The organism is Conexibacter sp. CPCC 205762 (assembly GCF_030646155.1).
Taxonomy (GTDB): Bacteria; Actinomycetota; Thermoleophilia; order Solirubrobacterales; family Solirubrobacteraceae; genus Conexibacter.
The window spans coordinates 45,000-69,159 of the sequence record NZ_JAUTDN010000035.1 but is presented as its reverse complement, the minus strand read 5'-3'; the positions used below and the strand labels follow the sequence as shown (position 1 = coordinate 69,159).

The 24,160-nt window shown below is 74.1% G+C and carries 20 protein-coding genes; 13 read left to right on the top strand and 7 right to left on the bottom strand.

Features of this window, described 5'->3' with window-relative positions:
• From Q7L73_RS21950 to Q7L73_RS21930, 5 genes are all read left to right on the top strand, one after another.
• A partial coding sequence (locus Q7L73_RS21950) for a hypothetical protein (protein ID WP_304715650.1) occupies positions 1–473 on the top strand: 473 nt, incomplete at its 5' end.
• The gene (locus Q7L73_RS21945) at positions 470–2,047 is read left to right on the top strand and encodes an anchored repeat ABC transporter, substrate-binding protein (protein ID WP_304691527.1); all 1,578 of its coding nucleotides are present in this window, start codon (positions 470–472) and stop codon (positions 2,045–2,047) included. The genes Q7L73_RS21950 and Q7L73_RS21945, both read left to right, overlap by 4 nt.
• Positions 2,044–3,012 (top strand): choice-of-anchor M domain-containing protein, encoded by a 969-nt coding sequence (locus tag Q7L73_RS21940; RefSeq protein ID WP_304691528.1) that lies wholly within the window; start codon positions 2,044–2,046, stop codon positions 3,010–3,012. Before Q7L73_RS21945 ends, Q7L73_RS21940 begins: the two co-directional genes overlap by 4 nt.
• Positions 3,009–3,764, top strand: coding sequence for an anchored repeat-type ABC transporter ATP-binding subunit (locus Q7L73_RS21935; protein WP_304691529.1), 756 nt, complete (start codon positions 3,009–3,011; stop codon positions 3,762–3,764). Before Q7L73_RS21940 ends, Q7L73_RS21935 begins: the two co-directional genes overlap by 4 nt.
• Positions 3,764–4,624, top strand: a complete 861-nt coding sequence (locus tag Q7L73_RS21930; protein WP_304691530.1) for an anchored repeat-type ABC transporter permease subunit — start codon at positions 3,764–3,766, stop codon at positions 4,622–4,624. The genes Q7L73_RS21935 and Q7L73_RS21930 overlap by 1 nt, the downstream gene beginning before the upstream one ends.
• On the opposite strand, the gene Q7L73_RS21925 is transcribed toward Q7L73_RS21930, so the two are convergent.
• The 6 genes from Q7L73_RS21925 to Q7L73_RS21900 all read right to left on the bottom strand — a co-directional run bounded on the left by Q7L73_RS21925 (position 4,510) and on the right by Q7L73_RS21900 (position 14,856).
• Positions 4,510–4,872, bottom strand: a complete 363-nt coding sequence (locus Q7L73_RS21925; RefSeq protein WP_304691531.1) for a PIN domain-containing protein — start codon at positions 4,870–4,872, stop codon at positions 4,510–4,512. The two genes, Q7L73_RS21930 and Q7L73_RS21925, sit on opposite strands and share 115 nt — an antisense overlap.
• Positions 4,873–4,988: 116 nt before the next feature.
• Positions 4,989–8,333: an HtaA domain-containing protein gene (locus tag Q7L73_RS21920; RefSeq protein WP_304691532.1), complete on the bottom strand. Its 3,345-nt coding sequence runs from the start codon at positions 8,331–8,333 to the stop codon at positions 4,989–4,991.
• Positions 8,334–8,414: 81 nt separating this feature from the next.
• Positions 8,415–12,137, bottom strand: coding sequence for an HtaA domain-containing protein (locus tag Q7L73_RS21915; RefSeq protein WP_304691533.1), 3,723 nt, complete (start codon positions 12,135–12,137; stop codon positions 8,415–8,417).
• Between the two features lie 74 nt (positions 12,138–12,211).
• Positions 12,212–12,682 carry a neocarzinostatin apoprotein domain-containing protein gene (locus tag Q7L73_RS21910; protein WP_304691534.1) on the bottom strand — a complete coding sequence of 157 codons (471 nt, stop codon included), beginning with the start codon at positions 12,680–12,682 and terminating at the stop codon, positions 12,212–12,214.
• Between the two features lie 258 nt (positions 12,683–12,940).
• A complete protein-coding gene (locus tag Q7L73_RS21905) occupies positions 12,941–14,488 on the bottom strand; it encodes an MFS transporter (RefSeq protein ID WP_304691535.1) in 1,548 nt (515 codons plus the stop codon).
• Between the two features lie 35 nt (positions 14,489–14,523).
• The gene (locus Q7L73_RS21900; RefSeq protein WP_304691536.1) at positions 14,524–14,856 is read right to left on the bottom strand and encodes a hypothetical protein; all 333 of its coding nucleotides are present in this window, start codon (positions 14,854–14,856) and stop codon (positions 14,524–14,526) included.
• Between the two features lie 140 nt (positions 14,857–14,996).
• On the opposite strand from Q7L73_RS21900, the gene Q7L73_RS21895 reads away from it, so the two are divergent.
• The 7 genes from Q7L73_RS21895 to Q7L73_RS21865 all read left to right on the top strand — a co-directional run bounded on the left by Q7L73_RS21895 (position 14,997) and on the right by Q7L73_RS21865 (position 22,951).
• On the top strand, positions 14,997–17,135 hold the full coding sequence (locus Q7L73_RS21895; protein ID WP_304691537.1) for a glycosyltransferase family 39 protein: 2,139 nt from the start codon (positions 14,997–14,999) through the stop codon (positions 17,133–17,135).
• A gap of 62 nt (positions 17,136–17,197) precedes the next feature.
• Positions 17,198–17,908, top strand: a complete 711-nt coding sequence (locus tag Q7L73_RS21890; RefSeq protein WP_304691538.1) for a response regulator transcription factor — start codon at positions 17,198–17,200, stop codon at positions 17,906–17,908.
• Between the two features lie 13 nt (positions 17,909–17,921).
• Complete coding sequence (locus tag Q7L73_RS21885; RefSeq protein WP_304691539.1) at positions 17,922–19,379, top strand: cell wall metabolism sensor histidine kinase WalK; 1,458 nt, start codon at positions 17,922–17,924, stop codon at positions 19,377–19,379.
• 52 nt (positions 19,380–19,431) lie between these two features.
• On the top strand, positions 19,432–20,556 hold the full coding sequence (locus Q7L73_RS21880; protein ID WP_304691540.1) for a bifunctional glycosyltransferase family 2/GtrA family protein: 1,125 nt from the start codon (positions 19,432–19,434) through the stop codon (positions 20,554–20,556).
• 45 nt (positions 20,557–20,601) lie between these two features.
• Entirely contained in the window at positions 20,602–21,873 is a 1,272-nt protein-coding gene (locus Q7L73_RS21875; protein ID WP_304691541.1) for a hypothetical protein, read from the top strand.
• Positions 21,870–22,571, top strand: coding sequence for a MotA/TolQ/ExbB proton channel family protein (locus tag Q7L73_RS21870; protein WP_304691542.1), 702 nt, complete (start codon positions 21,870–21,872; stop codon positions 22,569–22,571). Before Q7L73_RS21875 ends, Q7L73_RS21870 begins: the two co-directional genes overlap by 4 nt.
• Positions 22,568–22,951: a DUF2149 domain-containing protein gene (locus Q7L73_RS21865; protein WP_304691543.1), complete on the top strand. Its 384-nt coding sequence runs from the start codon at positions 22,568–22,570 to the stop codon at positions 22,949–22,951. The genes Q7L73_RS21870 and Q7L73_RS21865 overlap by 4 nt, the downstream gene beginning before the upstream one ends.
• On the opposite strand, the gene Q7L73_RS21860 is transcribed toward Q7L73_RS21865, so the two are convergent.
• On the bottom strand, positions 22,948–23,604 hold the full coding sequence (locus Q7L73_RS21860; RefSeq protein WP_304691544.1) for a B12-binding domain-containing protein: 657 nt from the start codon (positions 23,602–23,604) through the stop codon (positions 22,948–22,950). The genes Q7L73_RS21865 and Q7L73_RS21860 overlap by 4 nt on opposite strands.
• Positions 23,605–23,640: 36 nt before the next feature.
• Here Q7L73_RS21860 and Q7L73_RS21855 point away from each other — a divergent pair, with 36 nt between their 5' ends.
• Positions 23,641–24,078 (top strand): hypothetical protein, encoded by a 438-nt coding sequence (locus Q7L73_RS21855; protein ID WP_304691545.1) that lies wholly within the window; start codon positions 23,641–23,643, stop codon positions 24,076–24,078.
• Positions 24,079–24,160: the final 82 nt, after the last annotated feature.

The window sequence follows — 24,160 nt, the reverse complement described above, 5'->3', positions numbered from 1 at the left end:
CCTTCCCGGTCGGCGACGGCGATCCGGCCGCGGGCGTGCCGTGCGGCCGCGGCGGACAGGGGACGGCGCCGCCCGCGCAGGAGCCCCCGCCGCTGACGCCGCCAGGGGAGGCCGCCCCGCCAGCGCCGCGCGCGCCCGCGCCGGCCGCTCCCGCGCCGGCCGCGAGACGCCGCACGACGCTGCGGCTCAGCGTCGCGAGACGCCTCCGCCGCGGCGCGCTCGCCGTCACCTGCCGGCTCGGCGGCCCCGGGCGCTGCGCGGTCGTCGTCCGCTACAAGGGGAGACAGGTCGGCCGCGGGTCGGCGCGCGCCGGCAGAACCGGGCGCGCGCTCGTCCAGGTCCGCCTGACGCGCGCCCTGCGGCGGACGCTGGCGGAGCGACGCGGCGGCGTCCGCGTCACGCTGACCGCGACGGCGCGCGCGGACGGCCGCGCGGCCGTGACGCGGCGCACGACGACCCTGGTGCGCCGTTGACGCGCGCGCGGGCGTCGCGGCGGCGGGCGGCGGTCGCGGCCGCGCTCGTCGCCGCGGCCCTGCTCGCCGGCGGCTGCGGCGCCGCGCCCGGCCTCTCGGCCTCCGACGAGCGGGTGCAGGTGGTGACGACGACCGGGCTGCTCGCCGACCTCGTCCGCAACGTCGGCGGGGCGCGCGTCAACGTCGCCAGCCTCGTGCCCGACGGCGCCGATCCGCACGCCTTCGAGCCGACGCTGCGCGACGTGCGCGACGTCGTCTACGCCGATGTCGCCTTCAGCAACTACATGCTGCTGGAGGAGCACAGCGTGATCAAGACGCTCGACGCCAACCTGCCCGCGGGCGTGCCGAACGTGTCGCTCGCGGAGGACGCGGTCAAGTACGCGGCCGAGATCATCCCGCTGGTCGAGAACGTCAACCTCGACACGATCTGGCTCGGCCTGCGGGCGCGCGGAGACGGCGCGCGGCTCGGCGCCGACCGCTCCTCCGAGGTGCTGCTGTCCGCCACCGCCGCGAGCGGTCCGGGCGACCTCCACGGCTACCTGACCGGCTCGTTCGGCGACACCGACGTGTATTTCGACTCCAGCGACGGCTTCGACGCCAGCGACGGCTACGCGCACGACACCGCGACGCTGCCGGCCGACGCGCACACGCACATGTCGTGGGCGTTCAGCGCGCCCGGCCGCTACACGGTCACGTTCGCCGCCAGCCTGCGCACCCGCGCGACCGCGAAGCCGCTTCCGCTCGGCACGGCGCGGGTCGAGTTCGCCGTCGGCGTCGCGCCGCTGCGCGACCGTGGCGACCACCGCAGCGTGCTCGATGCCGGCCACGCCGACGTCACCGCCGACCTCGACCGCGGCGCCGTCACCGTCCTCTACGACAGAGCGGGCGGCGGCGAGCGGACGCAGCGCGAGCTCGACCCGGCCGACGTCGTGATCGAGGTGCCGGCGAAGGCGCTCGCCGAGGTCCCCGCCGGGCCGCAGCTCCGCTTCCTCGGGAAGGCCGGCGAGCCGCTCTACCAGCTGCCGCAGGCGGTCCTCGGCAAGCACGTCCACGGCGAGATCGACCCGCACCTGTGGCAGGACGTGCGCAACGCGATCGCGTACGCGAAGCTGATTCGCGACACGCTGATCGGCGTCGACCCGGCCGGCGCCGCCGGCTACCGCGCTCGCACCGACGCCTACGTGCGCCGGCTCGACCGGCTCGACCGCTACGTCCGCCGCACGCTCGCCCAGATCCCGCGCGCCCGCCGCCAGCTCGTCACGACCCACGACGCCTTCGCCTATCTCGCGCACGCGTACGGGCTGAAGGTCGCCGGCTTCGTCACGCCCAACCCGGCGGTCGAGCCGTCGCTGGCGGAGCGGCGCAAGCTGAGCGAGACGGTCCGCACGCTGCGCGTCCCGGCCGTCTTCCTCGAACCGAACCTCGCCGCCCGCTCCTCGACGCTGACCGAGCTGGCGCACGAGGCCGGGATCGCCGTCTGCCCGATCCACGGCGACAGCTTCAGCGCTGACGCGACGACCTACCTGGAGATGATGCGCTTCAACGCCGACTCGCTGCGCCGGTGCCTCGCATGACCGCGCGCCTGCGCGTCCTCGCCGTCTTGGTCTTGCTGGGCGGCGCGGCGCCGAGCGCCTCCGCCGCCGGCGGCCTCGACCAGCGGATCGCCCGCGGGCAGGCGCTCGCCGCCGGGCGCGCGCAGATCGCCGGCGGCCACGTCGACGTCGGCCCGCGCTTCGTCGACGGCCGCTGGACGCTGCTGATCCACGACGACGCGGCGGCGTCGCGACCGGGCGGCCACAGCGTCTGGCGCCGGCCCGAGCGGACCGTCCTGCGCGTGCGCGACGCGGCGCGGCAGACGGTCCCCGACGACCCCGCCTACGGCTTCCTCCACGTGCCCGCCGGCAGGGAGGTGTTCGTCGTCCCGCAGACGCAGGATCCGCGCGTCGTGTGGGTCGGCTGGAACACGCAGGACCCGGCCGTGATGGAGCGGATCGACCGCGGCGTGAGACTGACGCTGACCGGCGTCGAGGGACCCGGCGCGCTCGTCGTCTTCCTGCAGTCGGGCGACTTCTCGGCGCCGCAGCGGCTGTGGGACTCGAGCGCGAGCGCGAGACCGCTGTGGGTCGACGTGAACACGCACACGCACGCCAACTGGGTCTTCACGAAGCCCGGCGTCCACCTCGTGCACGTGCGCGTCGCGGCGAGGCTGATCGACGGCACGACCGTCAGCGACACGCGCGCGCTGCGGTTCGCGGTGGGGGAGAAAGCGTCCGCGCAGGAGGCGTTCGCGGCGGTCGACGCGGGCGCCGGCGAGGACGATGCCGCCGACCCGCGCGCCGACGCCGAAGGGCGCGCCGACGCCGACGGGCACGACGCCGACGCTTCCGACGCCGCCGCCGGCGCGTCCGCCGAGCCCGACGCCGCCGGCCCCTCCGCCGCCCTGCTCGCGCTGCTGGCCGCGCTCGCCGCCGGCCTCGTCGCGGCGCTGGCGGTCGCCGCGGCGCGCGGGCGCGGCGTGAAGCGGCGGGCGCGCCGATGAGCGCGCCGGCGCTCGCGCTGCGGGGCGTCTCGGTCGAGCTGGGCGGTCGGCCGGTGCTGCGCGACGCGACGCTGGAGGTCGCGCGCGGCGAGCTGGTCGGCCTGCTCGGCCCCAACGGCGCCGGCAAGACGACGCTGCTGCGGACCGCGCTCGGGCTGCTGCGGCCGGCGCGCGGGCGGATCGAGGTCGACGGCGACGCGACGCGCCGCCGCCGCGGCGCGATCGGCTACGTGCCCCAGCGCCACGAGTTCGCGTGGGAGTTCCCGCTCTCCGTCGAGGAGGTCGTGATGAGCGGCCGCAGCGGCGCGCTCGGACTGCTGCGGCGGCCGCGCGTCGAGGACTGGCGGCTGGTCGACGAGGCGCTCGAACGGGTCCGCATGAGCGCGCTGCGCGAGCGGCCGGTCGGGCAGCTGTCGGGCGGGCAGCGCCAGCGCGTGCTGGTCGCCCGCGCGCTTGCGCTCGGCTCGCCGCTGCTGCTGCTGGACGAGCCGTTCAGCGGCCTCGACCTGCCGACGCAGGAGCTGCTGACCGACCTCTTCGTCGCGCTCGCACGCGAGGACCGCGCGGTGCTGATGAGCACCCACGACCTCGCCGCCGCGATCGACGGCTGCGACCGCCTCGCGCTGATCGACGGCACGATCGTCGCGAGCGGCGCGCCGCGCGAGCTGGCCGGCGAGCGTGAGCTGTGGCGCCGCGTCTTCGGGATCGGCGAGCGCAGCCCGCTGCTGCGGCTGCTGGAGGCGGTCGCATGATGTCGCCGGCCGACTTCCTCACCGACCTGCTCAACCCCGATCTCGCCTTCCTGCCGAAGGCGCTGCTGGTCGCGGTCGTCTCCTCGATCGTCTGCGGCGTCGTCGGCTGTCACGTCGTGCTGCGCGGGATGGCGTTCATCGGCGACGCGGTCGCGCACGCCGTCTTCCCGGGGCTGGCGATCGCGTTCGTGAGCGGCGGCAGCCTCGTGCTCGGCGGCACGCTCGCGGGCGTCGCGACGGCGGTCCTGGTCGCGGTCTTCTCGCACAACCGGCGGCTGCGCGAGGACGCGGTCATCGGCGTCTTCTTCGTCGCCGCGTTCGCGCTCGGGATCGTCGTGATCTCGCAGGCGCCCGGCTACGCCGGCTCGCTGCAGCAGTTCCTGTTCGGCTCGATCACCGGGATCCCGGACCGCGACCTGTGGGTCGTCGGCGGGACCGGGCTGCTCGTGCTCGGCGTCGTGCTGCTGCTGCACAAGGAACTGGTGGCCGTGTCGCTGGACCGCGAGAGCGCCCGCGCGCTCGGGCTGCCGGTCTTCTGGCTCGACCTCGCGCTCTACGTGCTGGTCACGCTCGCGGTCGTCATCAGCGTGCAGACGATCGGCAACATCCTCGTGCTGGCGCTGCTGATCACCCCGCCGGCGACCGCCCGCCTGCTGACCGACCGGCTCGCGCTGATGATGCTGCTGGCACCCGCGATCGGCGGCCTCGGCGCGCTCGTCGGCCTCTACGTGTCGTGGTCGTGGGACTACCCGACCGGCGGCACGATCGTGCTCGTGCTGACAGCGGCCTTCCTGCTCGCGTGGCTGCTCGCCCCGCGCCACGGAGTGCTCGCCACGCTCAACCAAGGACGTTCCTCGTGAAGCCGCATCAGCTCGGCGATGCGGGCTCTCCCGACCTCGTAGAACGACTGCAGCACGTAGACGCACTCGGCGACGATCAGGTCGGACAGCAGCAGCCGCTCGGCCGTCGCCAGCACGGCCGTGGCCCGCGCCGCCTGCTCGGGCGGGTCGCCGGTCAGGTGGCGGACGATCACGTTCGTGTCGAGGAAGGCGATCAGGCCGACCGCTCCCCGCGCGCGCGTCGCGTCTGCCGCAGCACCTCGTCCCACGGCGTCCCGCGCTTGCCCGGCGGCACCGCGACCGAGCCGGCGAGGTCGAGGAAGTCCGGCCCGCAGGTCCAGCGGGCGCGCTGCCGGCCGCGCGGGCCGGCAGCGCGCCGCGTCGGCTAGCGCTTCGCCGCCGCGCGCTTGGCGGGCTTCGGCGCCTTCACCTTCACCGCCAGCGTGCGGGTGACGCGCGTGCCGGCGACGGTCGTCGTCAGCTTCACGCGGACGGTCGCGCTGCGGCCGGCGAGCGTGCGGGCGGCGGCCTTCGTCAGCACCAGCCGCACCGTCGCGCTGCGGCCGGCGGCGACGCGGGCGGGGGCGAGGACGCGCGCCGTGTAGGCGCGGCCGGCGATCGTCAGCTTGACCGCCTTCGGGGCGGCCACGCGGCAGCCGCCGGCGGCGCCGGCCGGGCAGGCGACGGTCGCCGCCCGCACGGAGCGGTCGCCGCCGAGCTTCAGCGCCGCCTTCGGCACCGTCACGCGCGCGACCGCGGCGGGCGCGGGCGTGGGCGTGGGCGCCGGAAGCGGCGCGGGCAGCGGGGCCGGCGGCGACGGCAGCGGCGCCGGGCCCGGCTCGGGGTCGACCTGCGGCGTGCCGAACAGGGCGCTGATCGTCAGCGGGTCGAACGTCTCGCCGGCGCTGTAGCTGCCGAACACCTCGGCGCCGGCCGCGGTCAGCGTCGTCGGCAGCGCGTTCCAGCCGAGGCCGCCCTCGAACGGTGCCGCGCCGCTGCCGGTGAGGTCGACGGAGACGAGCGCAACGCCCGTCCGCGTCACCGGCGCCGGGCTGTCCATCGTCCCTCCGACCGCGTCGGCGTAGAGCGTGCCGACGCCGCCGTCGAGCACGATCCGCAGGTTCGAGAAGGTCGTGTCGAGCTGCGGTCTGGTGTCGCCCGGCACGTGGTAGTCGTGGCCCCAGAAGCGGACGCTGCCGCCGAGCGTGAACGTCGCTCTGCCGCTCGCGGGGTCGTACGTGCCGCCGCGAAGCGGGAAGCGCAGCCGCTCCGAGCCGGCGTTGCGGCCGTTGCAGAGCGTCCCGCTCGCGAGCGTGCCCGGCACCTGCTCGGCCCCGCCCGCGACGACGATCCCGCCGCGCGCGACGTTCCCGACGACGTAGCAGCGCCAGCGCTCGGCAACGCCCCACTCGACCCAGCCGCCGCCGAACGTCGCCGGCTCGCTGAGCGCGCGCGAGACGGTCAGCGAGACCGGCTGCGTGTAGACGGTGCCGACCTCGTTGCGCAGCCGCGCGCGGAACTGCGCGCCGCTCATCTCGGCGACCGGGTCGACGACCGTCAGCACGCCGCCGTCGAGCGTGAACTCGTCGGCGTCGGCGGGGACGTCGGTCCAGAAGCCGCCGACCCGCCGCTGCCACTGGATCGCCGGCTCGGGGTTGCCCGACGGCATCACTCTGAAGACGGTCGCGCCGCCCTCCACGACCGACAGCGAGAGCGGCTGCACGACCACCTGCGGGAGCGTCTTGACGTCGAGCGTCGCGCGCGCCGAGGCCAGCTCGCCGGCGGCGTTGGTCGCGACCGCGCGGTACTGGCGGCCGCCGTCAGCGGCGTCGACCGTGACGTTCAGCGTCGTGGTGGCGGCACCGCTGACGCGCGCGCCGTCGGCCAGGTCGCCCCATCTGCTGACGCCCGGCACGCGCGTCTGCCAGCGCACCGCCGGCGCCGGGTCGCCGGCCAGCTCGACCGAGAACTGCGTCGCGACGGTCCCGCCGGGTGTTCTGATCGCGGGCGCGGCGTCGGCGGGCTGCGCGACGAACGACGGCGTCACGCGCTGGTAGGTCAGTCGCTGCACGACGCCGTCGCCGACCGAGGAGACGATCAATTCACCGTTCGGCGTCGCCCCGGCGAGGTAGTCGTCCCAGTAGTCGAGCGCGACGCCGGCCGGCAGCGCGATCGTGTGCGCCGCTCTGCCGTCGACGACCTTCGCGATCTGCGTGGCGTTGTTGATCGTGACGAACAGCGTGCCGCGCTCCGGGTCGACCGCGTTCCAGCTCAGCTGGCCGTTGAGGTCGATGAACTGCGGCGCGCCGGGCAGCTTGACTCTCTCGCCGCTGCCGAGCGCGGCGGTCGTGCCGCTGCCCGTGAACGGGTACCAGATCACGTCGGTGCCGTTGAAGCCGTAGAGCCCTCTCGTCGTGCGGTACAGCTCCATCGGCTCGAGGCCGGCCGACTGCGCCAGCGGGGAGACGGTCGCGCCGATGTTGCTGACGGCGACTCTCAGCAGCTGGCCCGCGCCCCAGGGAGCGCCGACGATCATCGTGCCGCCGCTGCCGTTGGGCACGAGCGCGAGGTAGGAGAGCTGGCCGCCGTAGGTGGTGCCGTCGGCGTTCTTGACGGTCGCGATTCTCGACGCGACCCAGACGCCGCTGCCGTCTCTTCTGACCTGCCAGGCATCGGTGCGGTCGCCGAACGTGCGGAAGACGACGTAGCGGTTGGCGGCCGCGTCCCAGATGCCGGCGCCCTGTCTGGCGCCGTCGTTGAGCATGCCGGAGCCCTCGCTGCCGTCGAGGCCGCCGCCCGTCAGCGCCGTGCCGTCCCACGTGTAGACGACGATTCTTCTGTCGCCGCCGGCGAGCTGGGCGAAGATCGTTCTCGAGACCGGGTCGGCGGCGAGCGAGCCGCGCACGACGTCGGCCGCCACGACCGGCGCCTTCGGCTGCAGCGTCGCCGGGTCGACGACGGCGAAGCCGCCGTTGACGCGCACGACCGCGGCGTCGCTGCCGAGGCTGCCGGCGATGCGGGTGGCGGCTGCCGCGCCGTTCAGCGTCGCGGCCGAGTAGGTCGCCAGCGCGGGCGCCGACCAGACCTCGCCGGCCGGCTTGCCGCCCGGTCCGGTGTAGCCGAAGCTGACCGGGTCGATGACGGTGCCGACGCCGTAGGTGAAGACGGCCGAGCCCTCCGGCGCCATCGTCGCCGTCAGCTCCGTCCACGTCGTTCTGCCGCTTCTGACGAGCGGCGTCGCGTCCTCCAGCCCGAGCACGGCCAGTCTGACGTTCTCGTGGACGATGATCTCGCCGCCCTCGATCGGGCGGCTCTCCATCTCCGCGTAGAGGTAGCCGCCGTCCTCGGTCAGCTCGACGCGCGGCTTTCTCAGCGTCATGTCGAGCGCGCAGGGACGGCCGTGGTCGGGTCTCTCGCAGTGGCCGAGGAAGACGAGCGTGCCGCCGAACTGGACGACGGTCTCTCTCGTGTCGGCGTCGTAGCTGCCGCCGCTGACGGGGAAGTGGAAGGTGCCGTCGGCGTTGCGGGTGACGCCGTCCGACAGGGTCGTGCCGTCGACGCCGATGTAGTTGCGCCACGACGCCTTGACGCCCCAGTCGAGCCCTGTGCCGGCGGTGATCGGCGTCGGCGCGGCGAGCGCCGGCGCCGCCCCGATCAGCACGGCGAGCAAGGCGACGGCGACGATCAGCGCATGCAGCGGCGACCGTCGCGTCGAACGGCTTCGTTCCATCCCGGTGTCCTTTCCAGCCGCCGCGCATTCGGCGCGACAACGACCAAAGTTAGGGCACCCTTATACCACGTGTATGGCGTTTCAGCGCTTGCGCGCCTTCGCCTTTCTCGCCGCGATCTTCACCGTGACGGTGCGCGTCACCGCTCTGCCGCCGGTCGCGATCGTCACCCGCAGCCGCACCGTCGCCGTGCGGCCGGCGAGCCGTCTGGCGGCGGCTCTCGACAGCCGCAGCCTCAGCGCGCCGCGTCTGCCGGCGCGGATCGACTTGGGCGCCACGACCGCCAGTGCGAAGCGCTTGCCGGCGATCGTCACGGTGACGTTGCGCGGCGCTCTCACCGTGCACGGCGCCGCGCGCGGGCAGACGAGCGTCGCGACCGTGACGACGCGCTTGCCGTCGATCGTCCGCACCCCTCTGGCGCCCGCGACCGACCCCGGCACGACCGCTCTCGGCGCCGGCGGCGGCACGACCGGCGGGTCTACCCGCGGCGGATCGACCTGCGGCGGGTCTCTTCTGACCGGCGGCTGCTCGATCGGCGGCGCGCTCGCGCCGCTGAAGTCGACGACGAACGGATGCGGCGCCTTGAAGCTGTCGAAGGCGCTGCCGGACGTGTACCAGTAGGAGCCGAGGCCGGTTCTGGTGTGGAAGTCGACGAACGCCTGCGGCCACGCGCCCCAGCCGTCGCCGTCGCGCACCTGCGCCGGCTGGTCGCCCGGCAGCGCGACCTCGACGCCGGCCCACGCCGGCGTCACCGTGACGCTGCCGGTGGGATGGATCGCGACGTCGGCGAAGGTCGCGATCGTGACGTCGGCGACCGGTGCCAGCGGCGACCGTCTCGTCGGGTCGGCCTGCGTCGAGGCGTAGCCGGAGAGGTCGCCGGTGAGCGTGCCGGTGCCGTCGGCGGCGACCGTCAGGCGCGGGTCGGAGATCGTGAACGGCACCAGGCCGCCGTAGAAGTTGACGCTGAAGTCGCCGTCCCAGACGACCGTCGCGCCGCCGCCCGCGGTCGCCGTCGCGCGGCCGTCGTAGAGCCGCACGAGCTGGCTGCCGCCGTCTCTGGTGTGGGCGGCGCGCCCCGTCCACGACTCCAGCGTCTCGGCGCCGTCGGCGGCGACGTGGAAGACCTGCACGTTGCCGGCGGCGCTCGCATAGGTCGCCTCGCTGCCGTCGGAGACGCCGGCCGAGAGGTAGTTGCTGCCGCCGAACGGCGGCGTCCGCTGGATCTCGTCGTTGCCGCTCCAGTCGAGCGTCACGTTCGCCAGCCCGCCGGCCGGGATCGTCGCTCTCGCGGTGACCGTCAGCGTCGCCGCGCGCGAGTAGACGGTCGCGACGCTGTTGACGAGCTTCGCGCGGAAGAGCGAGCCGCTCTGGTCGACGTTCGTCTGCTTGACGACCAGCGACGGGCCGTTGACGAGGAAGTTGTCGTCGTCGGGCGCGATCGCCTCCCAGTAGCCGCCGACGCGCCGCTGCCACGTCACGACCGGCTCCGGGTTGCCGCCGGCGCCGACGGCGAAGAGCGCGTCGGCGCCCTCGGTGACGGTCCGGTTGGCGACGTCGGTGACGAGCGCCGGCGCGTGGTCGACCGTCAGCAGCGCCTCGTCGGAGGCGACGCTGCCGGCGGCGTTGCCGACGACGGCGCGGTAGCGGGTGCCGTTCGAGGTCGCTCTCGCGGCGACCATCAGCGTCGTCCCGGTCGCGCCGGCGACGTCGGCGAATCTGCTCTCGCCGGGCCGCTTCGCCTGCCAGCGGATCACGTCGTCGCCGTCCGCGACCGCGATCGCGAAGCCGGTGCTCTCCTCGCTCTCGCCGACGCCGAGCGTGACCGTTCTGTCCTGCGGCTGCGTCGTGACGGTCGGGACGAACCCCGTGAACGCGAGCCGGCGGTAGCCGAGCCGGCCGCTGCCGGCCTGCTGTATCGGCAGGTAGACGGCGCTGTCGGGCCCGATCGCGAGTCGGCCGAAGGCGCCGTCGCCGCCCGCGGCCGGAAACTCGTCGAAGCGGTAGCGGCCGATCAGCCTGTCGTCGCCGCCGATGGCGTCGAGTCTGAAGCCCTCGGTCGTGAAGGTGTCGGTCGCCCAGGTGATCCCGTTCGTGGGATCGGCCGCCAGCGAGTTGGCGAAGCCGCTCATCTCGTATGGCGGGAAGGCGTCGCCCGGAGCGTCGACGATCGGGCCGAGCGCGCTCGCTCTGCCGCTGCTGACGTCGATGCGCACGTACCCGTCCATCACCTGGTCGGAGTTGTGCAGCAGCAGCGAGCCGTCGGCGGCGCGCGTGAGCGACGAGAAGCCGAAGTAGAGCCCGAGGAACGTCCGCGGAGTCGTCGTGCCGGCGATCGCGGCGACGGTCGCTCTGCCGTCGCCGCCGACGGACAGGTGGAGCGCCGGGTAGTACTGCTCGCCGGCGCTGGTCACCGCCATGCCGTTCGCCGGCGCGACGACGTAGGAGCCGTCTCTGGCGACCGCCAGCGGCGTCACGTCGGCGGTCTTGAAGGAGAGCGTCGTGAGCGGGCTGTAGACGTCGGTCGCGCCGGCGAAGGCGCCGCCGGAGGGCAGCCGCAGCGGCGTCTGCACGTGTCTCCAGCCGGCCCCGTCGCGCGTGAAGCGGTGGAGCGCGTCCTGCTCGTAGGCGTCGCTGCCGCCGGGCGCCCAGGCGACCGCCGCGAGCTCTGCTCTGACGGGGTTCCAGACGATCCCCTCGACGCGTCTGTAGACGTCCGGCATCGCCCCGAGCGAACCCAGCTCGCTGACGTCGTAGCTCTGCGAGGCGCTGTTCCAGGTCGCCGCGCGGACGGTCGTCTCGTCGTGCGTCGCGCCGTCGTGGGAGGTGACGAAGAAGACGGTGTCGGTGGCCGGGTCGAACGCGGTCCGCAGCAGCTGCTCGTCGCTCGCGGACGCGGCCGGGAACGACCACGTGAACGGCGCGCCGACGGCGTCGAGCGTTCTCGCGTCGCGTGCGGCGACGACCAGTCTCGCGGTCGACGTGCCGACGCCGGCGAGATCGACCGTGTGGACGACGGGCTGCTGCGTCGAGGGATGCAGCGCGCGGGCCGCGCTGTCGGCGTCGCCGAGCCACGCTGCGCCCGCTCTGAGGCCGGGCGCCCCGGCCGTGTCCCAGTGCTCGGCGAGATCCGGCAGGCCGCCGGGGCCGCTGTACGCGAACGACGTGGTGTCGACGAGCGTGCTCTCGGCGTAGATGTTGAAGCCCGGGCCGGCGACCGTCGGCAGCCCCGTCCAGCTGCTCTGACCGCCGCTGAAGTCGGTTGTCGCGCCGCTGATGTCGTACGTCGCCAGCACGACGTCTCTGTCGACGTGCAGCGCGCCGCCGGGATCGCTGCGCGAATAGCCGACGTGGGTGCCGCGCAGCACCTGCTCGACGGGGTCGATCGTCAGCTCGAGGTCGGAGAATCTCGTGTCGAGCGCGCACTTGCCAGGCTCGACGAGGCCGCACCACGACTGGAAGTGAACCGAGCCGGACAGTCTCAGCCGCGTCGAGCGCGTCACGTCGTCGTACGTGCCGGCGGCGACCGGGAAGGTGAACGTGGTCGGGTAGGCCGTGTCGCCGCTGCCGACCCAGCCGTCGATCTGGGCGCCGCCGTCGACGGTCGTGCCGGTCCCGATGTATCTGCGCCAGCTCTCCTTGATCCCCCAGGTCAGGTGGCCGCTGGCGATCTGGTGCTCGGTCGCGCCGGCCGGGGCGGCTGCGCCGGCGAGCGCGGCGGCCGTCGCTGTCGCGAGCGTGACCGCAGCGAGCAGGCGGCGGCGCGCCGCGGCGGCCCTGGAGCGGAAGCTGCGGGTGATCGGGGGCATCGACCTGCCTTCGAACGGGGGATGGGGGAGAGAGCAGGCGCCCGTCAGCTGACGGGCGCCCGATGCGACGGGAACTAGCTGAACAGGATGTTGGCGCTGGCCAGCACCGACGGCGTGCCGGTGTGGGCGACGATCCAGATCGCGCACTGGTCGCCGCTGGAGCCGAGGCAGTTGAACGTCGCCGGCTGCCCGGTTCCTATCGGCGCCCCGAGACCGGCGTGGACGTTCGTCACTCTCTTCGTGACGGCCAGTCTCAGCCCCGTGAAGCTGCCGCTGGGGTCGGTGCTGACGTCGGTGAACGGGCCGCAGGCCGGGACGCCGATCACGCCGTAGGCTCTGTTCGAGCACTGGCCCGCGCGGTAGGTGGTGCTGGCGGCGAAGCCGCTGCCGCCGACGACGACGGTGTCGGACGCGGCAAGGCCGCTGTTCGGCGTGACCGTGATCGACGCGGCCGACGCGGCCGAGGCGCCCGCGAACAGCATGGCGGCGGCGACTGCGACCGACGCGACGGGTCTGCCCAGACCCTTGAACGCTGCATTCAACATGCGTTTTCCCCTCTGAATATCGTGGCTGCGACCATGCGGCCGCACCCCCTGGTTGGCGGTCTTTCGATCCGCCGTTTTGAGTTCGGGCGCCCTAACGTGAGGGTACCCTAACTTTGGAGCGCGCGCCACCGGTTCCCGTCGCATCACGGCGTGCGATCCGGTGCAGCGTGCGCGCGATGCGGCGGCCGCGCCCCGGTGGCGGCGCCGCGCTCCGCTGCCGCGGCGGCGCCGCTTGGGCGCCGCCGCGGGCCGACCCGCTCAGCCCGCCGCGGCCGGCTCCGGATCCTCGTCGGCGAGTATCTGCTCCTCGACGCGCCCTCTCGGCATCCCGATTCTCGCGACGACGAACGCGACGACCATGATCCCCGCCATCGCGAACGCGATCACCTGCGTCGAGTGCGCGATGTCGAGCTGGACCGCCTGATAGATCGCGCTGTCGGCCCCGCCGCCACCGCCGCCGGAGCTGGCCGCGTTGGCGCTGGAGAGCGAGTGCGCGATCGCCTCCGCTCTCGCCGCCGGCAGCCCTCTCGCCTCGAGCGTGTCGGTGACGCGGCGGACGTTCTCGGTCACGAACACCGAGCCCATGATCGCCAGCCCGAGCGAGGCGCCGAAGTTGCGCACCGTCTGCGTGATGCCGGTGACCTCGCCGTAGCTCGTTCTCGGCGCGCGGTTGACGGCGTCGGTGCTGACCGGGCCGAGCACGAGCCCCATCCCGGCGCCGGCGAGCACGATCCAGTACCACTGGCTCGACAGCTCCATGTCCGGCAGCGACCGGCCCCACAGCACGAAGCCGGCCGCCGCGACGATGCAGCCGATCACGACCGACGGCTTCGCGCCGCGCTCGTCGAGGATCCGCCCGCCTATCTGCGAGGCGACGGCGAAGCCGAGGAAGAAGTAGAGGAGGTAGACGCCGGCCGAGCTGGCGTCCTCGCCCAGCGACGCCTGCGCGTAGACGCTGGCGAAGAAGAACAGCGGCACGAACACGGCCGATATGAGGAACAGCACGACGTTGTCGGCGCTGAAGGCGCGCTGCAGGAAGATCCGCATCTCGATCAGCGGGTTCGGGACGCGCAGCTGGTTGAGCACGAAGCCGACGAGCAGCAGCAGGCCGACGACGATGCAGGCCCACGTGCGCGGATCGTCCCAGCCCCACACGCCGGCCTGCTGCAGGCCGAGCACGACGAGGCCCATCGCGGCCGAGATCAGCACCGCGCCGCGGTAGTCGATCTTCGCCGGATGGCGCGTGTCGGGGATCTTCGCGCGCAGCGTCAGGACCACCGCGATGATCGCGACCGGCACGTTGATCCAGAAGATCGCGCGCCAGGTCCACTCGGTCAGGTAGCCGCCGGCGAGCGGGCCGACCGCGGTCAGGCCGCCGGAGGCGGCGAAGAACAGCGCCAGCGCCTTGCCGCGCTCGCGCACCGGATAGGCGGCGACGACGATCGCCAGCGCGGCCGGGAACAGCAGCGCGGCGCTGGCGCCCTGCAGGACGCGGAAGAAGATCATCCACGCCTCGCCGATGTCGCCGGTCGGCGTCGCGCCGCAGAGGGCGGAGAAGGTCGCGAAGGCGATCACGCCGACGAGCACCATGCGGCGGTGGCCGAGCACGTCGGCGAGCTTGCCGCCGAGCGCGAACAGCGCCGACAGCGCCAGCAGGTAGCCGTTGAGGATCCACTGCGCGCCGGTCGCCGTGACGCCGAGGTCGTGCTGGAGGTCGGGGACCGCGAGGACGACGATCGTCTGGTCGATGAACATCATCGCGACCGCGAAGATCATCGCGATCAGCACAGCTCTACGGTTGGCCATGGGGCCGCCCACCTCCGTGTCGGGATGGGCGGACTCTAAGCCTTGATGCGGCGCACCTGCCAGCAGAGCCACTCGTACGACGACTCGCTGCCGCAGACGCCGCTCCAGCCTCTGAGCGCGCGCTCGACGCCGTCGGCCGGCACGCGGCCGAGGATCCGCACCCCGCCGCCGTGGCCCTCGCCGTCGAGATGGCGGACCGTGTACAGCTCCTGCGTCTCCTCGATCCAGGCGGCGCGGTAGGTCGAGCCGTCGTGCGCTCTCCACCACAGCCCGAGGTCGCGCTCGCGCGAGCGGCGGCGGGCCTCGTCGGCGTAGAGCGCCTTCAGCGAGGGGAGCGACGTCTGGTTTCTCGTCACTGTGGAGGTCACGGCGACAACCTTCCCGCACGCACCTGAAGAGACGCTTGCCGCTTTCTCAGCGTTCGATGAGAGTCGTCGCGGGCCGGTCCCGGCGAGCGCTCGGGGCGCTCCCAGGTTGCTCCCAGGGTGCGGTCGCAGCATGCTCGGTCATGCGACCGAATCCAGCGAAGCTCGAACACGCCGGCGCCGCCGCCGGCAGCGTCGGCGGGCGCGGTGCGCCGGCCGGCGCCGCCCCGGCGGACGCCGCCCGTCCCTCCGCGCGCGACCGCGGCCTGGCCCTCCTCGACGCGCTGCGGCGCCGCCCCGAGCTGCTCGGGCTGCTGGCGCTCGCCGCCGTCCTCTACCTGTGGGCGCTCAGCCGCAACGGCTGGGCCAACGACTACTACAGCGCCGCCGTCCGCTCGATGTCGACGAGCTGGCACGACTTCCTCTACGGCTCGTTCGACAGCAGCGGGCTGATGACCGTCGACAAGCCGCCGATGGCGCTCTGGGTCGAGGCGCTGTCGGTGCGGCTGTTCGGCTACAGCTCGCTGCCGATCCTCGTGCCGCAGGCGCTGATGGGGATGGCGAGCGCCGCCCTCACCTACGACCTCGTGCGGCGCTCCTTCGGTCGTGTCGCCGGCTTCGTCGGCGGCCTCGCGCTCGTGCTGACGCCGGTCACCGTCGCGATCTCGCGCCACAACAACCCGGATGCGCTGCTCGTGCTCTGCTCGGTCGCCGCGATCTGGTTCCTCGTGCGCGGCCTGCAGGACGGCCGCACGAAGTGGATCGTCCTCTCCGGCGTCGCCGTCGGGCTCGGCTTTGAGACGAAGATGGGCGCGGCGCTGCTGGTCGTGCCCGGCATCGCGCTGGCGTGGATGTGGATCGCCCCGCGCGGCCGCGGCCTGCTCGACGCCGCCCGCCAGCTGACGCTCGGCGGGATCGCGCTGGCGGTCGTCGGGCTCGCCTGGCCGGTGCTCGTGTGGCTGACCCCGGCGGCCGACCGCCCGTGGGTCGGCGGCTCGACCGACAACTCGATCTGGTCGCTGATCATGGACTACAACGGCCTCGGCCGGCTCGACGGCCAGGCCGGCGGACCGGGCGGCGGCGCCGGCGGCGGTCCGGGCGGCGGAGGCGGCGGCGCCGGCTCCGTCTTCGGCGGCGACAGCGGCCCGCTGCGACTGCTCGGCAGCTCGCTCGGCGGCCAGGTCGGCTGGATCCTCGGCGTCGCCGTCGTCGGCGGCCTCGGCCTGCTCGTCGCGACGCGGCTGAAGCGCAGCGACGCGCGCAGCGGCTGGCTGATCGCGGTCGGCGGCGCCTTCGCCACCAGCGCGGTCGCGTTCAGCTTCGCGCAGGGCATCTTCCACCCCTACTACGTCTCGGCGCTGGCGCCGTTCGCGGCCGCGCTCGTCGGCGCGGCGGCCGGGCTGGTGCTGGAGGGCGGCGTGCGCGGCCGGATCGTCGGCGCCGCGGCCGTCGCCGGCGGTGCGATCACGACGCTCGCCGTGCTCCACTCCAGCGGCGACATGGGCTGGCTGGCGCCGCTCGTCGGCGTCGGCGCGACCGCGACGCTGGTGGCGCTGGCGCTGCCGGGCGTGACGACGCGGATCCGCAACGCGGTGCTGGCGGCGATGCTGGCGCTGCTGCTGTTCGCGCCGGCGTCATGGTCCTTCCAGACGCTCGGCCACGCGACCAGCTCGACCTTCCCCGCCGGCGGCCCCGCGAGCGCGGGCATGGGCGGCGGGCCGGGCGGCGGCCCCGGCGGCAGAGGCGGCCCCCCTGGGATGAGCCAGCAGGGCGGCGGCGGCTTCGGCGGACCTCCCGGCATGACGCAGCAGGGCAGCACCGGCACGACCCAGAGCGGCACGACCCAGAGCGGCCAGGCCGGCGGCATGGGCGGACCGGGCGGCGGCGCCGGCGGCATGTTCGGCGGCGAGGACCTGACCGAGGCGCTCGCCTACGTCAAGAGCCACGGCGGCGGCACGATCGCGATCGCCAGCCAGTCGGGTGCCTCGGCGTCGATCATCCAGTCGGGCGCGAGCGTCGCCGGCATCGGCGGCTTCTCCGGCCGCGAGTCGACCGTCTCGATCGACTGGCTCGCCAACGCCGTCGCCAGCGGCAAGGTCCGCTGGGTGATCTCCAGCGACAGCACCAGCGGCGGCTTCGGCGGCGGCGGGATCGGCAACGACGGCCGCGCCGGCTCGGAGACGGCGCTGACCGCCGCGGCCCGGGTCGGCACGCAGACGAGCGTCAGCGGGCTCTACGACCTGCAGGGCAAGGCGGCGGCGCTGAAGGCGCTCGGCTCATGAGCGCGCTGCGCGCCACAGCTCACACTCAGGAACTTCCCAGCTTGAGTGGGGATACTGGACCGATGACCGCCACAGGCGAGCAGTCCGCGCATCGCGTCCTCGTCGTCGACGACGAGCCCAACATCGTCGACGTCATCTCGATGGCCCTGAAGTACCAGGGCTTCGAGGTGGCGTCGGCGGCGACCGGCGCGGAGGCGCTGGCGCAGGTGCGCGAGTTCCGCCCGCACCTGATGCTGCTCGACGTGATGCTGCCCGACATGGAGGGCTTCGACGTCGCCAGACGGCTCGGCGCCGAGCGCGCGAAGGTGCCGATCATCTTCCTGACCGCGCGCGACGCGACCGACGACAGAGTGCGCGGCCTGACGCTCGGCGGCGACGACTACGTGACGAAGCCGTTCAGCCTCGAGGAGCTGGTCGCGCGCGTGCGGGCGATCCTGCGCCGCAGCGGCGCCGCCGAGGCGGAGTCGAGCAGACTCGTGTTCGAGGACGTCGAGCTCGACGACGACGCGCGCGAGGTGACGCGCGACGGCCACTTCATCGACCTGACCGCGACCGAGTACCGGCTGCTGCGCTATCTGATGCTCAACCCGCGCCGCGTGCTGACGCGGGCGCAGCTGCTGGAGCACGTCTGGAGCTACGACTTCGGCGGCGACGCGCGCGTGCTGGAGACCTACATCAGCTACCTGCGCAAGAAGCTCGACGCCTTCGGCCCGCCGCTGATCCAGACGGTCCGCGGCGTCGGCTACGCGCTGCGCCTGCCGCGCGGCGCGTGAGGAGCGGGCGCCGGTGAAGTCGCTGCGCACGCGGCTCGTCGCCGGCCTGCTCGCGCTCGCCGCGGTCGGGCTGGTGGCGCTCGCCGGCATCACCTACGCCGAGCAGCGCTCGTTCCTGCTCGACCGCGTCGACCAGCAGCTGCGAGAGGCGCCGATGGCGCTCGCGCACGCGCTCGCTGAGAAGGGCGTCGGGCAGTCGCCCGGACCGGATCGCGGCGGCTTCGGCGGCGAGCCGGGCGGCGGGCCCGGGGGAGGGCCGGGCGGCGCGAGCCTGCCGCCCGGGACCTTCGGCGCCCGCTACGGCGCCGACGGCGCGCGGCTGGGCGCCGTCACGATCCGGCTCGGCGACGAGACCGTCACCGCGCAGCCGCAGCTGCCGAAGACGCTGGAGCCGAACACGACCTTCACCGCCGCCGCCAAGGGCGGCGACGACGTCCAGTTCCGCGTCCGCGTGACGCCCGACCCGGACGGCTCCGGCGGCCTGCTCGTCGCCGCGATCCCGCTGACCGAGGCCAACCAGACGCTCGACCGGCTGCTGCTGGTCGAGGGCCTGGTGATCGCCGGCGTGCTGCTCGTGCTCGGCGTCGGCGCCTGGCTGCTCGTGCGCGTCGGCCTGCTGCCGCTGGACCGGATGGCGCACACCGCCGGGCAGATCGCCGGCGGCGACCTGTCGCAGCGCGTCGACGAGACCGATCCGCGCAGCGAGGTCGGCAGGCTCGGGCTCGCCTTCAACGGGATGCTCGACCGGCTCGAGGTCGCCTTCGAGCAGCGGCGCGAGAGCGAGGAGCGGCTGCGGCGGTTCCTCGCCGACGCCTCGCACGAGCTGCGCACGCCGCTCTCCTCGATCCGCGGCTACGCGGAGCTGTTCCGGATCGGCGCGGCACGCGAGCCCGCCGACACCGAGAAGGCGATGCGGCGGATCGAGGAGGAGGCGTCGCGGATGGGCGTGCTGGTCGAGGACCTGCTCGCGCTCGCGCGCCTGGACGAGGTGCGCGAGGCCGAGCACGGCCCGGTCGACCTCGCCCAGCTCGCGCGCGACGCCGCCGACGACGCGCGCGCGGCCGCGCCCACGCGTGAGATCTCGCTCGACGTGCGCGCCGGCGGCGGCGCGCTGGTCGAGGGCAACGCCCACCAGCTGCGCCAGGTGCTCGCGAACCTGACCCGCAACGCGCTCGTGCACACGCCCGACGGGACGCCGATCGAGCTGACCGTCGAGCGCGCCGGCGGCGCCGCCGCGGCCGTGCGCGTGAGCGTCCGCGACCACGGCAGAGGGCTGCCGCCGGACGTCAGACCGGAGGAGCTGTTCGAGCGCTTCTGGCGCGCCGAGGGCGGCCGCACGCGCGGCCAGGCCGGCGCCGGCCTCGGGCTGGCGATCGTCGCCGGCATCGTCGCCGCCCACAGCGGCAGCGTGCAGGCGCGCAACGCGGCCGGCGGCGGCGCCGAGTTCGTCGTGTCGCTGCCGTCTCGGTGAATTCCCAGGCGGCGCCCACGGTGCTCGCACGGCCGGCCTCGACGCTGGTCTCATGCGAACCGTCTCCACGGCGCCCCAGGTCGAGATCGTCGTCCCCGTCTACAACGAAGAGACGGCGCTCGAGCCCTGCGTGCGGCGCCTCCACCGCTTCCTCTCCGACGAGCTGCCGTTCTCCTGGCGGATCGTCGTCGCCGACAACGCCTCCGTCGACGGCACCGAGCAGATCGGCCGCCGGCTCGCGCAGGAGCTGCGCGACGTCGCCTACCTGCGGCTGGAGCAGAAGGGCCGCGGCCGCGCGCTGCGGACCGCCTGGTCGGCCAGCGAGGCGCCGGTGCTCGCCTACATGGACGTCGACCTGTCGACCGACCTGCGCGCGCTGCTGCCGCTCGTCGCGCCGCTGCTGAGCGGCCACAGCGACGTCGCGATCGGCTCGCGCCTGGCGCACGGCGCGCGCGTCGTGCGCGGACCCAAGCGCGAGCTGATCTCGCGCTCCTACAACGCGATCCTCCACACCGTCCTGCGGGCTCGCTTCAGCGACGCGCAGTGCGGCTTCAAGGCGGTCCGCGCCGACGCGCTGGCGCGGCTGCTGCCGGACGTGCAGGACCAGGGCTGGTTCTTCGACACCGAGCTGCTGGTGCTCGCGCAGCGGCGCGGGCTGCGGATCCACGAGGTGCCGGTCGACTGGGTCGACGACCCCGACTCGCGCGTCGACATCGTCGCGACCGCGAAGACCGACCTGCTCGGCGTCTGGCGGCTGCTGCTGGCCAGCCCGGTCGTCCGCTTCATGTCGGTCGGCGTCGGCTCGACGCTCGCCTACGCGCTGCTGTTCCTGCTGCTCAGCAGCGGCCTCGCGCTCGGCGCGGCGGCCGCCAACCTGATCGCGCTGGGGACGACGGCGGTCGCCAACACGGCCGCCAACCGCCGCTGGACGTTCAACATCCGCGGCCGCGCGGAGCGGCTGCGCCAGTACGCGCTCGGCGTCGTCGTGTTCGCGCTGACGCTGGCGCTGACGAGCGGCGCGCTCGCGGTCCTGCACGGGGTCGACCACGCGCCGGCGCGCTGGCTGGAGCTGACGGTGCTGGTGCTGGCGAGCCTGGCGGCGACCGTGACGCGCTACGTCGCGCTCAAGAGCTGGGTCTTCGCGCGCGCCGCGCGCGCCGCCGCGGCGACGAGTTAGGCTCGCCTAAGGGGGGTCGGATCCCTGGTACCGTCTCGGTGGCGCATGCGCCGTCCCGCCCCCCGATCGCCCCGCTCGCTCCTGCGGATCCTGCTCGCGCTGGTCGCGTTGCTGCTGGCGGTCGCGCTGCCGGCGCAGGCCGACACGGCCGACCCGCTGCTCGCGATCACGGCCGAGGACGGCCAGCCGCCGGTGACGATCCCCTGGTCGCAGCTGGCGGGCCACCTCGACGCCGACGGCGTCGCCTACGACAGCGGCACGAAGACGACGCCGAAGGGGATCTCCCTCGACAGCGCGCTGGCGCTCGCCGGCGTCGCCCCGGAGACCTACTCCCGGGTGGCGGCCGGCGCCAACGTCTCCATCGGCAAGATCGCCCTCATCCGGCATGCCGCGATCCTCTTCCGCAGCGACGACGGCAGACTGCAGCTGCTGCGCTCCAGCGCCGCGGTCGACGACGGCCCCGAGCGGCTCGTCGAGCCGGCCGCCGACGGCACGCTCGCGGTCAGGCTCGACCGCACCCCGCAGCTGTTCCCGTCGATGAGAGAGGTGCGGCCCGGCGGCGAGCTGACCTTCTACGCGACGCTCCCGGCAGAGATCGACCCGAGAACGGTCGTCTACGAGTGGGAGTTCAACGACGGCAAGAACGTGCAGAGAACGACGACGGCGTCGGTCACGCGCAGCTTCCAGGCGCGCAACCGCCAGGACACGCCGTACGACGTCTCCGTCACCTACTACGTCAACGGCGCGCGCTACGACGACATGCTGCCGCTGTCGACGCGGATCGATGTCGTGCTGTCCGACGAGGACAAGTACAAGGGCGAGCGGGGCAGAAACGCCCAGCAGTCGTCGACCAGAGGCAGAAGAAGACCCGACGCCAGACAGCCGAGCAGCAGAACGCCGGCGGAGACCCCGCCGCCGGAGCCCGCGCCGACGCCCAGCTACACGCCGGACGCCGACGGGACCGACTCGGACTCCGGCGCGGTCGGGACGCCGACGCCGACGCCCGCGCCGGCGCAGACCCCGCCGCCGCAGCAGCCGAGAAGAGCGCCGGCCAAGACCAGAAGAGCGACCGTGGCGCCGCCGGCGCCGGCCGGTGAGACGGTCGACGGCTACCTGCTCGCCTCCGCCGACATCGCGCCGGCGCTGGCCGGCGGCGCGGCCGAGAAGGAGCGCCTGCAGCAGCTGAAGGCGCCCGCGCCCGACGACAAGCCGCTCGACGTGCCGACCCCGGTGTGGGTGGCAATCGGCCTGCTGGCGCTGGTCGTGCTTGGATGGGGGCTCGAATCGCGCACGACGCTCCCGTACTTCAGACCATGACGATCGAGAACATCCTCTTCGACATCTCCGACGCGCTCCGGTACCCGGTGCTGATCCTCGCCGTGGTCGCCTTGATCGTCGTGATCTGCGAGGTCGGCAGCCTGCTGGCCGAGATCCGCCGCCGCCGCGTCCGCAGCGTCGCCCGCACCGAGCACGCCGTCGACCTCGCGCGCGACGCGCTCGCGGCCGGCGACAGAGCGACCGCCCTGCGCGCGGTCACGAGCGTCGGCTTCAACGACGCGATGAACGACGCGCTGAAGGCGATCGTCGAGCAGCGCGGCCGGCCCGACTCGGCCAACCGCATCGCCAAGCGCCTGGCCGAGTACGACTACCGCCAGGTGAAGCGGCTGGAGCGGACGCGGATCCTCGTGCGGATGGGGCCGGCGCTCGGCCTGATGGGCACGCTGATCCCGCTCTCGCCCGCGCTCGCGGCGCTCGGCGACGGCGACATCAACCGCCTCACCGACGACCTCCGCGTCGCCTTCAGCGTCACCGTCGCCGGCCTGCTCGTCGGCGCGATCGCCTTCGCCGTCTCGCTCACGCGCGACCGCATGTACGACCAGGACTACTCCGACGTCGAGTACGTCAACGCCCAGCTCGTCGGCGGTCCGCAGCCGACCGCGCTGCACACGCACCCGCGCCAGAGCGTCGGACTGGAGTCCACGGCCGAGAAGCTGTCGGCAGGGCCGCAGGCGTGAGCGAGTGGGGCCAGGCCCCGGCGGGCCAGGAGCAGCCGGCGATCCGCGCTCGCGCCCGCTCGCGCGAGGACCGCGCCGGCGACCCGCTCGACGGCCTCGTCAACCTCTTCGACCTCGGCATCGTGCTGTCGATCGCCTTCCTGCTGTCGTCGCTCTCCTCGCTCAACCTGACCGACGACCTGCTGAAGGGCAGAAGAGACAGCGCCGACACCGCGCCGGCCGGCTCGATCGTGATCAGAAGAGACCAGAGCGCTGACTCGATCGAGGTCAGAAGAGGCGAGAGAGTGCTCGGCCAGGGCGAGAGAGTCGGGACGCTCTACAGACTGGCCGACGGCAGAACGGTGCTGGTGCCCGACAGCGGCACCAGAACGACCCCCTAGCGCGGGAAGCGGTCGCCGAGCGCGGCGACGAGGTCGGTCGGCGAGCCGGCGTGCAGGTCGGCGCCGACCGCGAACGCCTGCGACGGTCTCGTGAAGGCCTGGCCGCCGAGCGCGACGACCGGCGCGAACGGCAGCGCCTTCAGCCGCCGGCAGGCGTCGGCGACCTCGGGGATCCGCAGCGGCAGCGAGACCGAGATCGCGATCACCTCGGCGTGGCGCGCGACGGTCAGCTCGGCGAGCGCGCTGCCCGGCGTCGTGGCGCCGAGGTGGAGCGTGTCCCAGCCGTCGGCCTCGAGGAAGTCGGCGACGATGCGGCTGCCGATCGCGTGCTGCTCGCCGGGGCCGCAGGCGACGATCGCGGTGCGGTTGCGGCGCGGCGTCCGCGGCAGCCGCCCGGCCAGCTCCGCCAGCATGACCTCGCTGACGCTCGTCGCGAGATGCTCCTCGGCGACGTTGACGGTGTCGCGCTCCCAGCGGCGCCCGACCTCGTGCAGCGCGGGGTGGACGACGTCGAGGTAGACCTCCGCGACCGGCACCAGCTCCAGCGCCTCCGCGACGTGCCCGTGCGCGGCGATCGCGTCGCCGTCGAGCAGGGCGCGGACGTAGCGCTCGCGGATCGTTGTCAGCGCATCGTGCGCGGGGGTCGACGTCATGCCGCGTCAATCGTAGTGGCGACTAGGATGGCCGCCTTGTCGGACCGAGAACGAGCCTCAGCGGCGGGTGCGCCCCCGGGCGGCGCCCAACCCCCGGCCGAGGTGATGCTCGACGGCATCTGGGTCGACCTGCGCGCGCTCGCGCGCGAGGTCAGCGTCCGCTTCATCGCCGAGACGCCGGCCTACGTCGACAGATACGGCGAGCACGCCGAGGCGTGGTGCACGCACGACTGCCAGCACATGCTGTCGTGGGCGCTCGGCGCCGAGGAGGGCTACGTCGACCTCGGCGGCCAGGTCGCCTGGCTGGCGCGCGTGCTGGAGGCGCGCGGCTTCCCGCTGGAGTGGCTGGCGCGCGACCTCGAGCTGTCGGCCGCCGTCGTCGGCGAGCGGCTGCCGCGGCGGGCGAACGAGGTGGCGGCGCGGCTGCGCGACGTCGCCGCGACCGTCCGCTCGACGCCCACCTTTCTCGACTGATCCGGCGCGGCGGCGCTCCCGCCTCGCCCGCAGTCGGACGCGAGATCGCCCGCCGCCGCGGGCGATCGGCATCTGTGTGCGC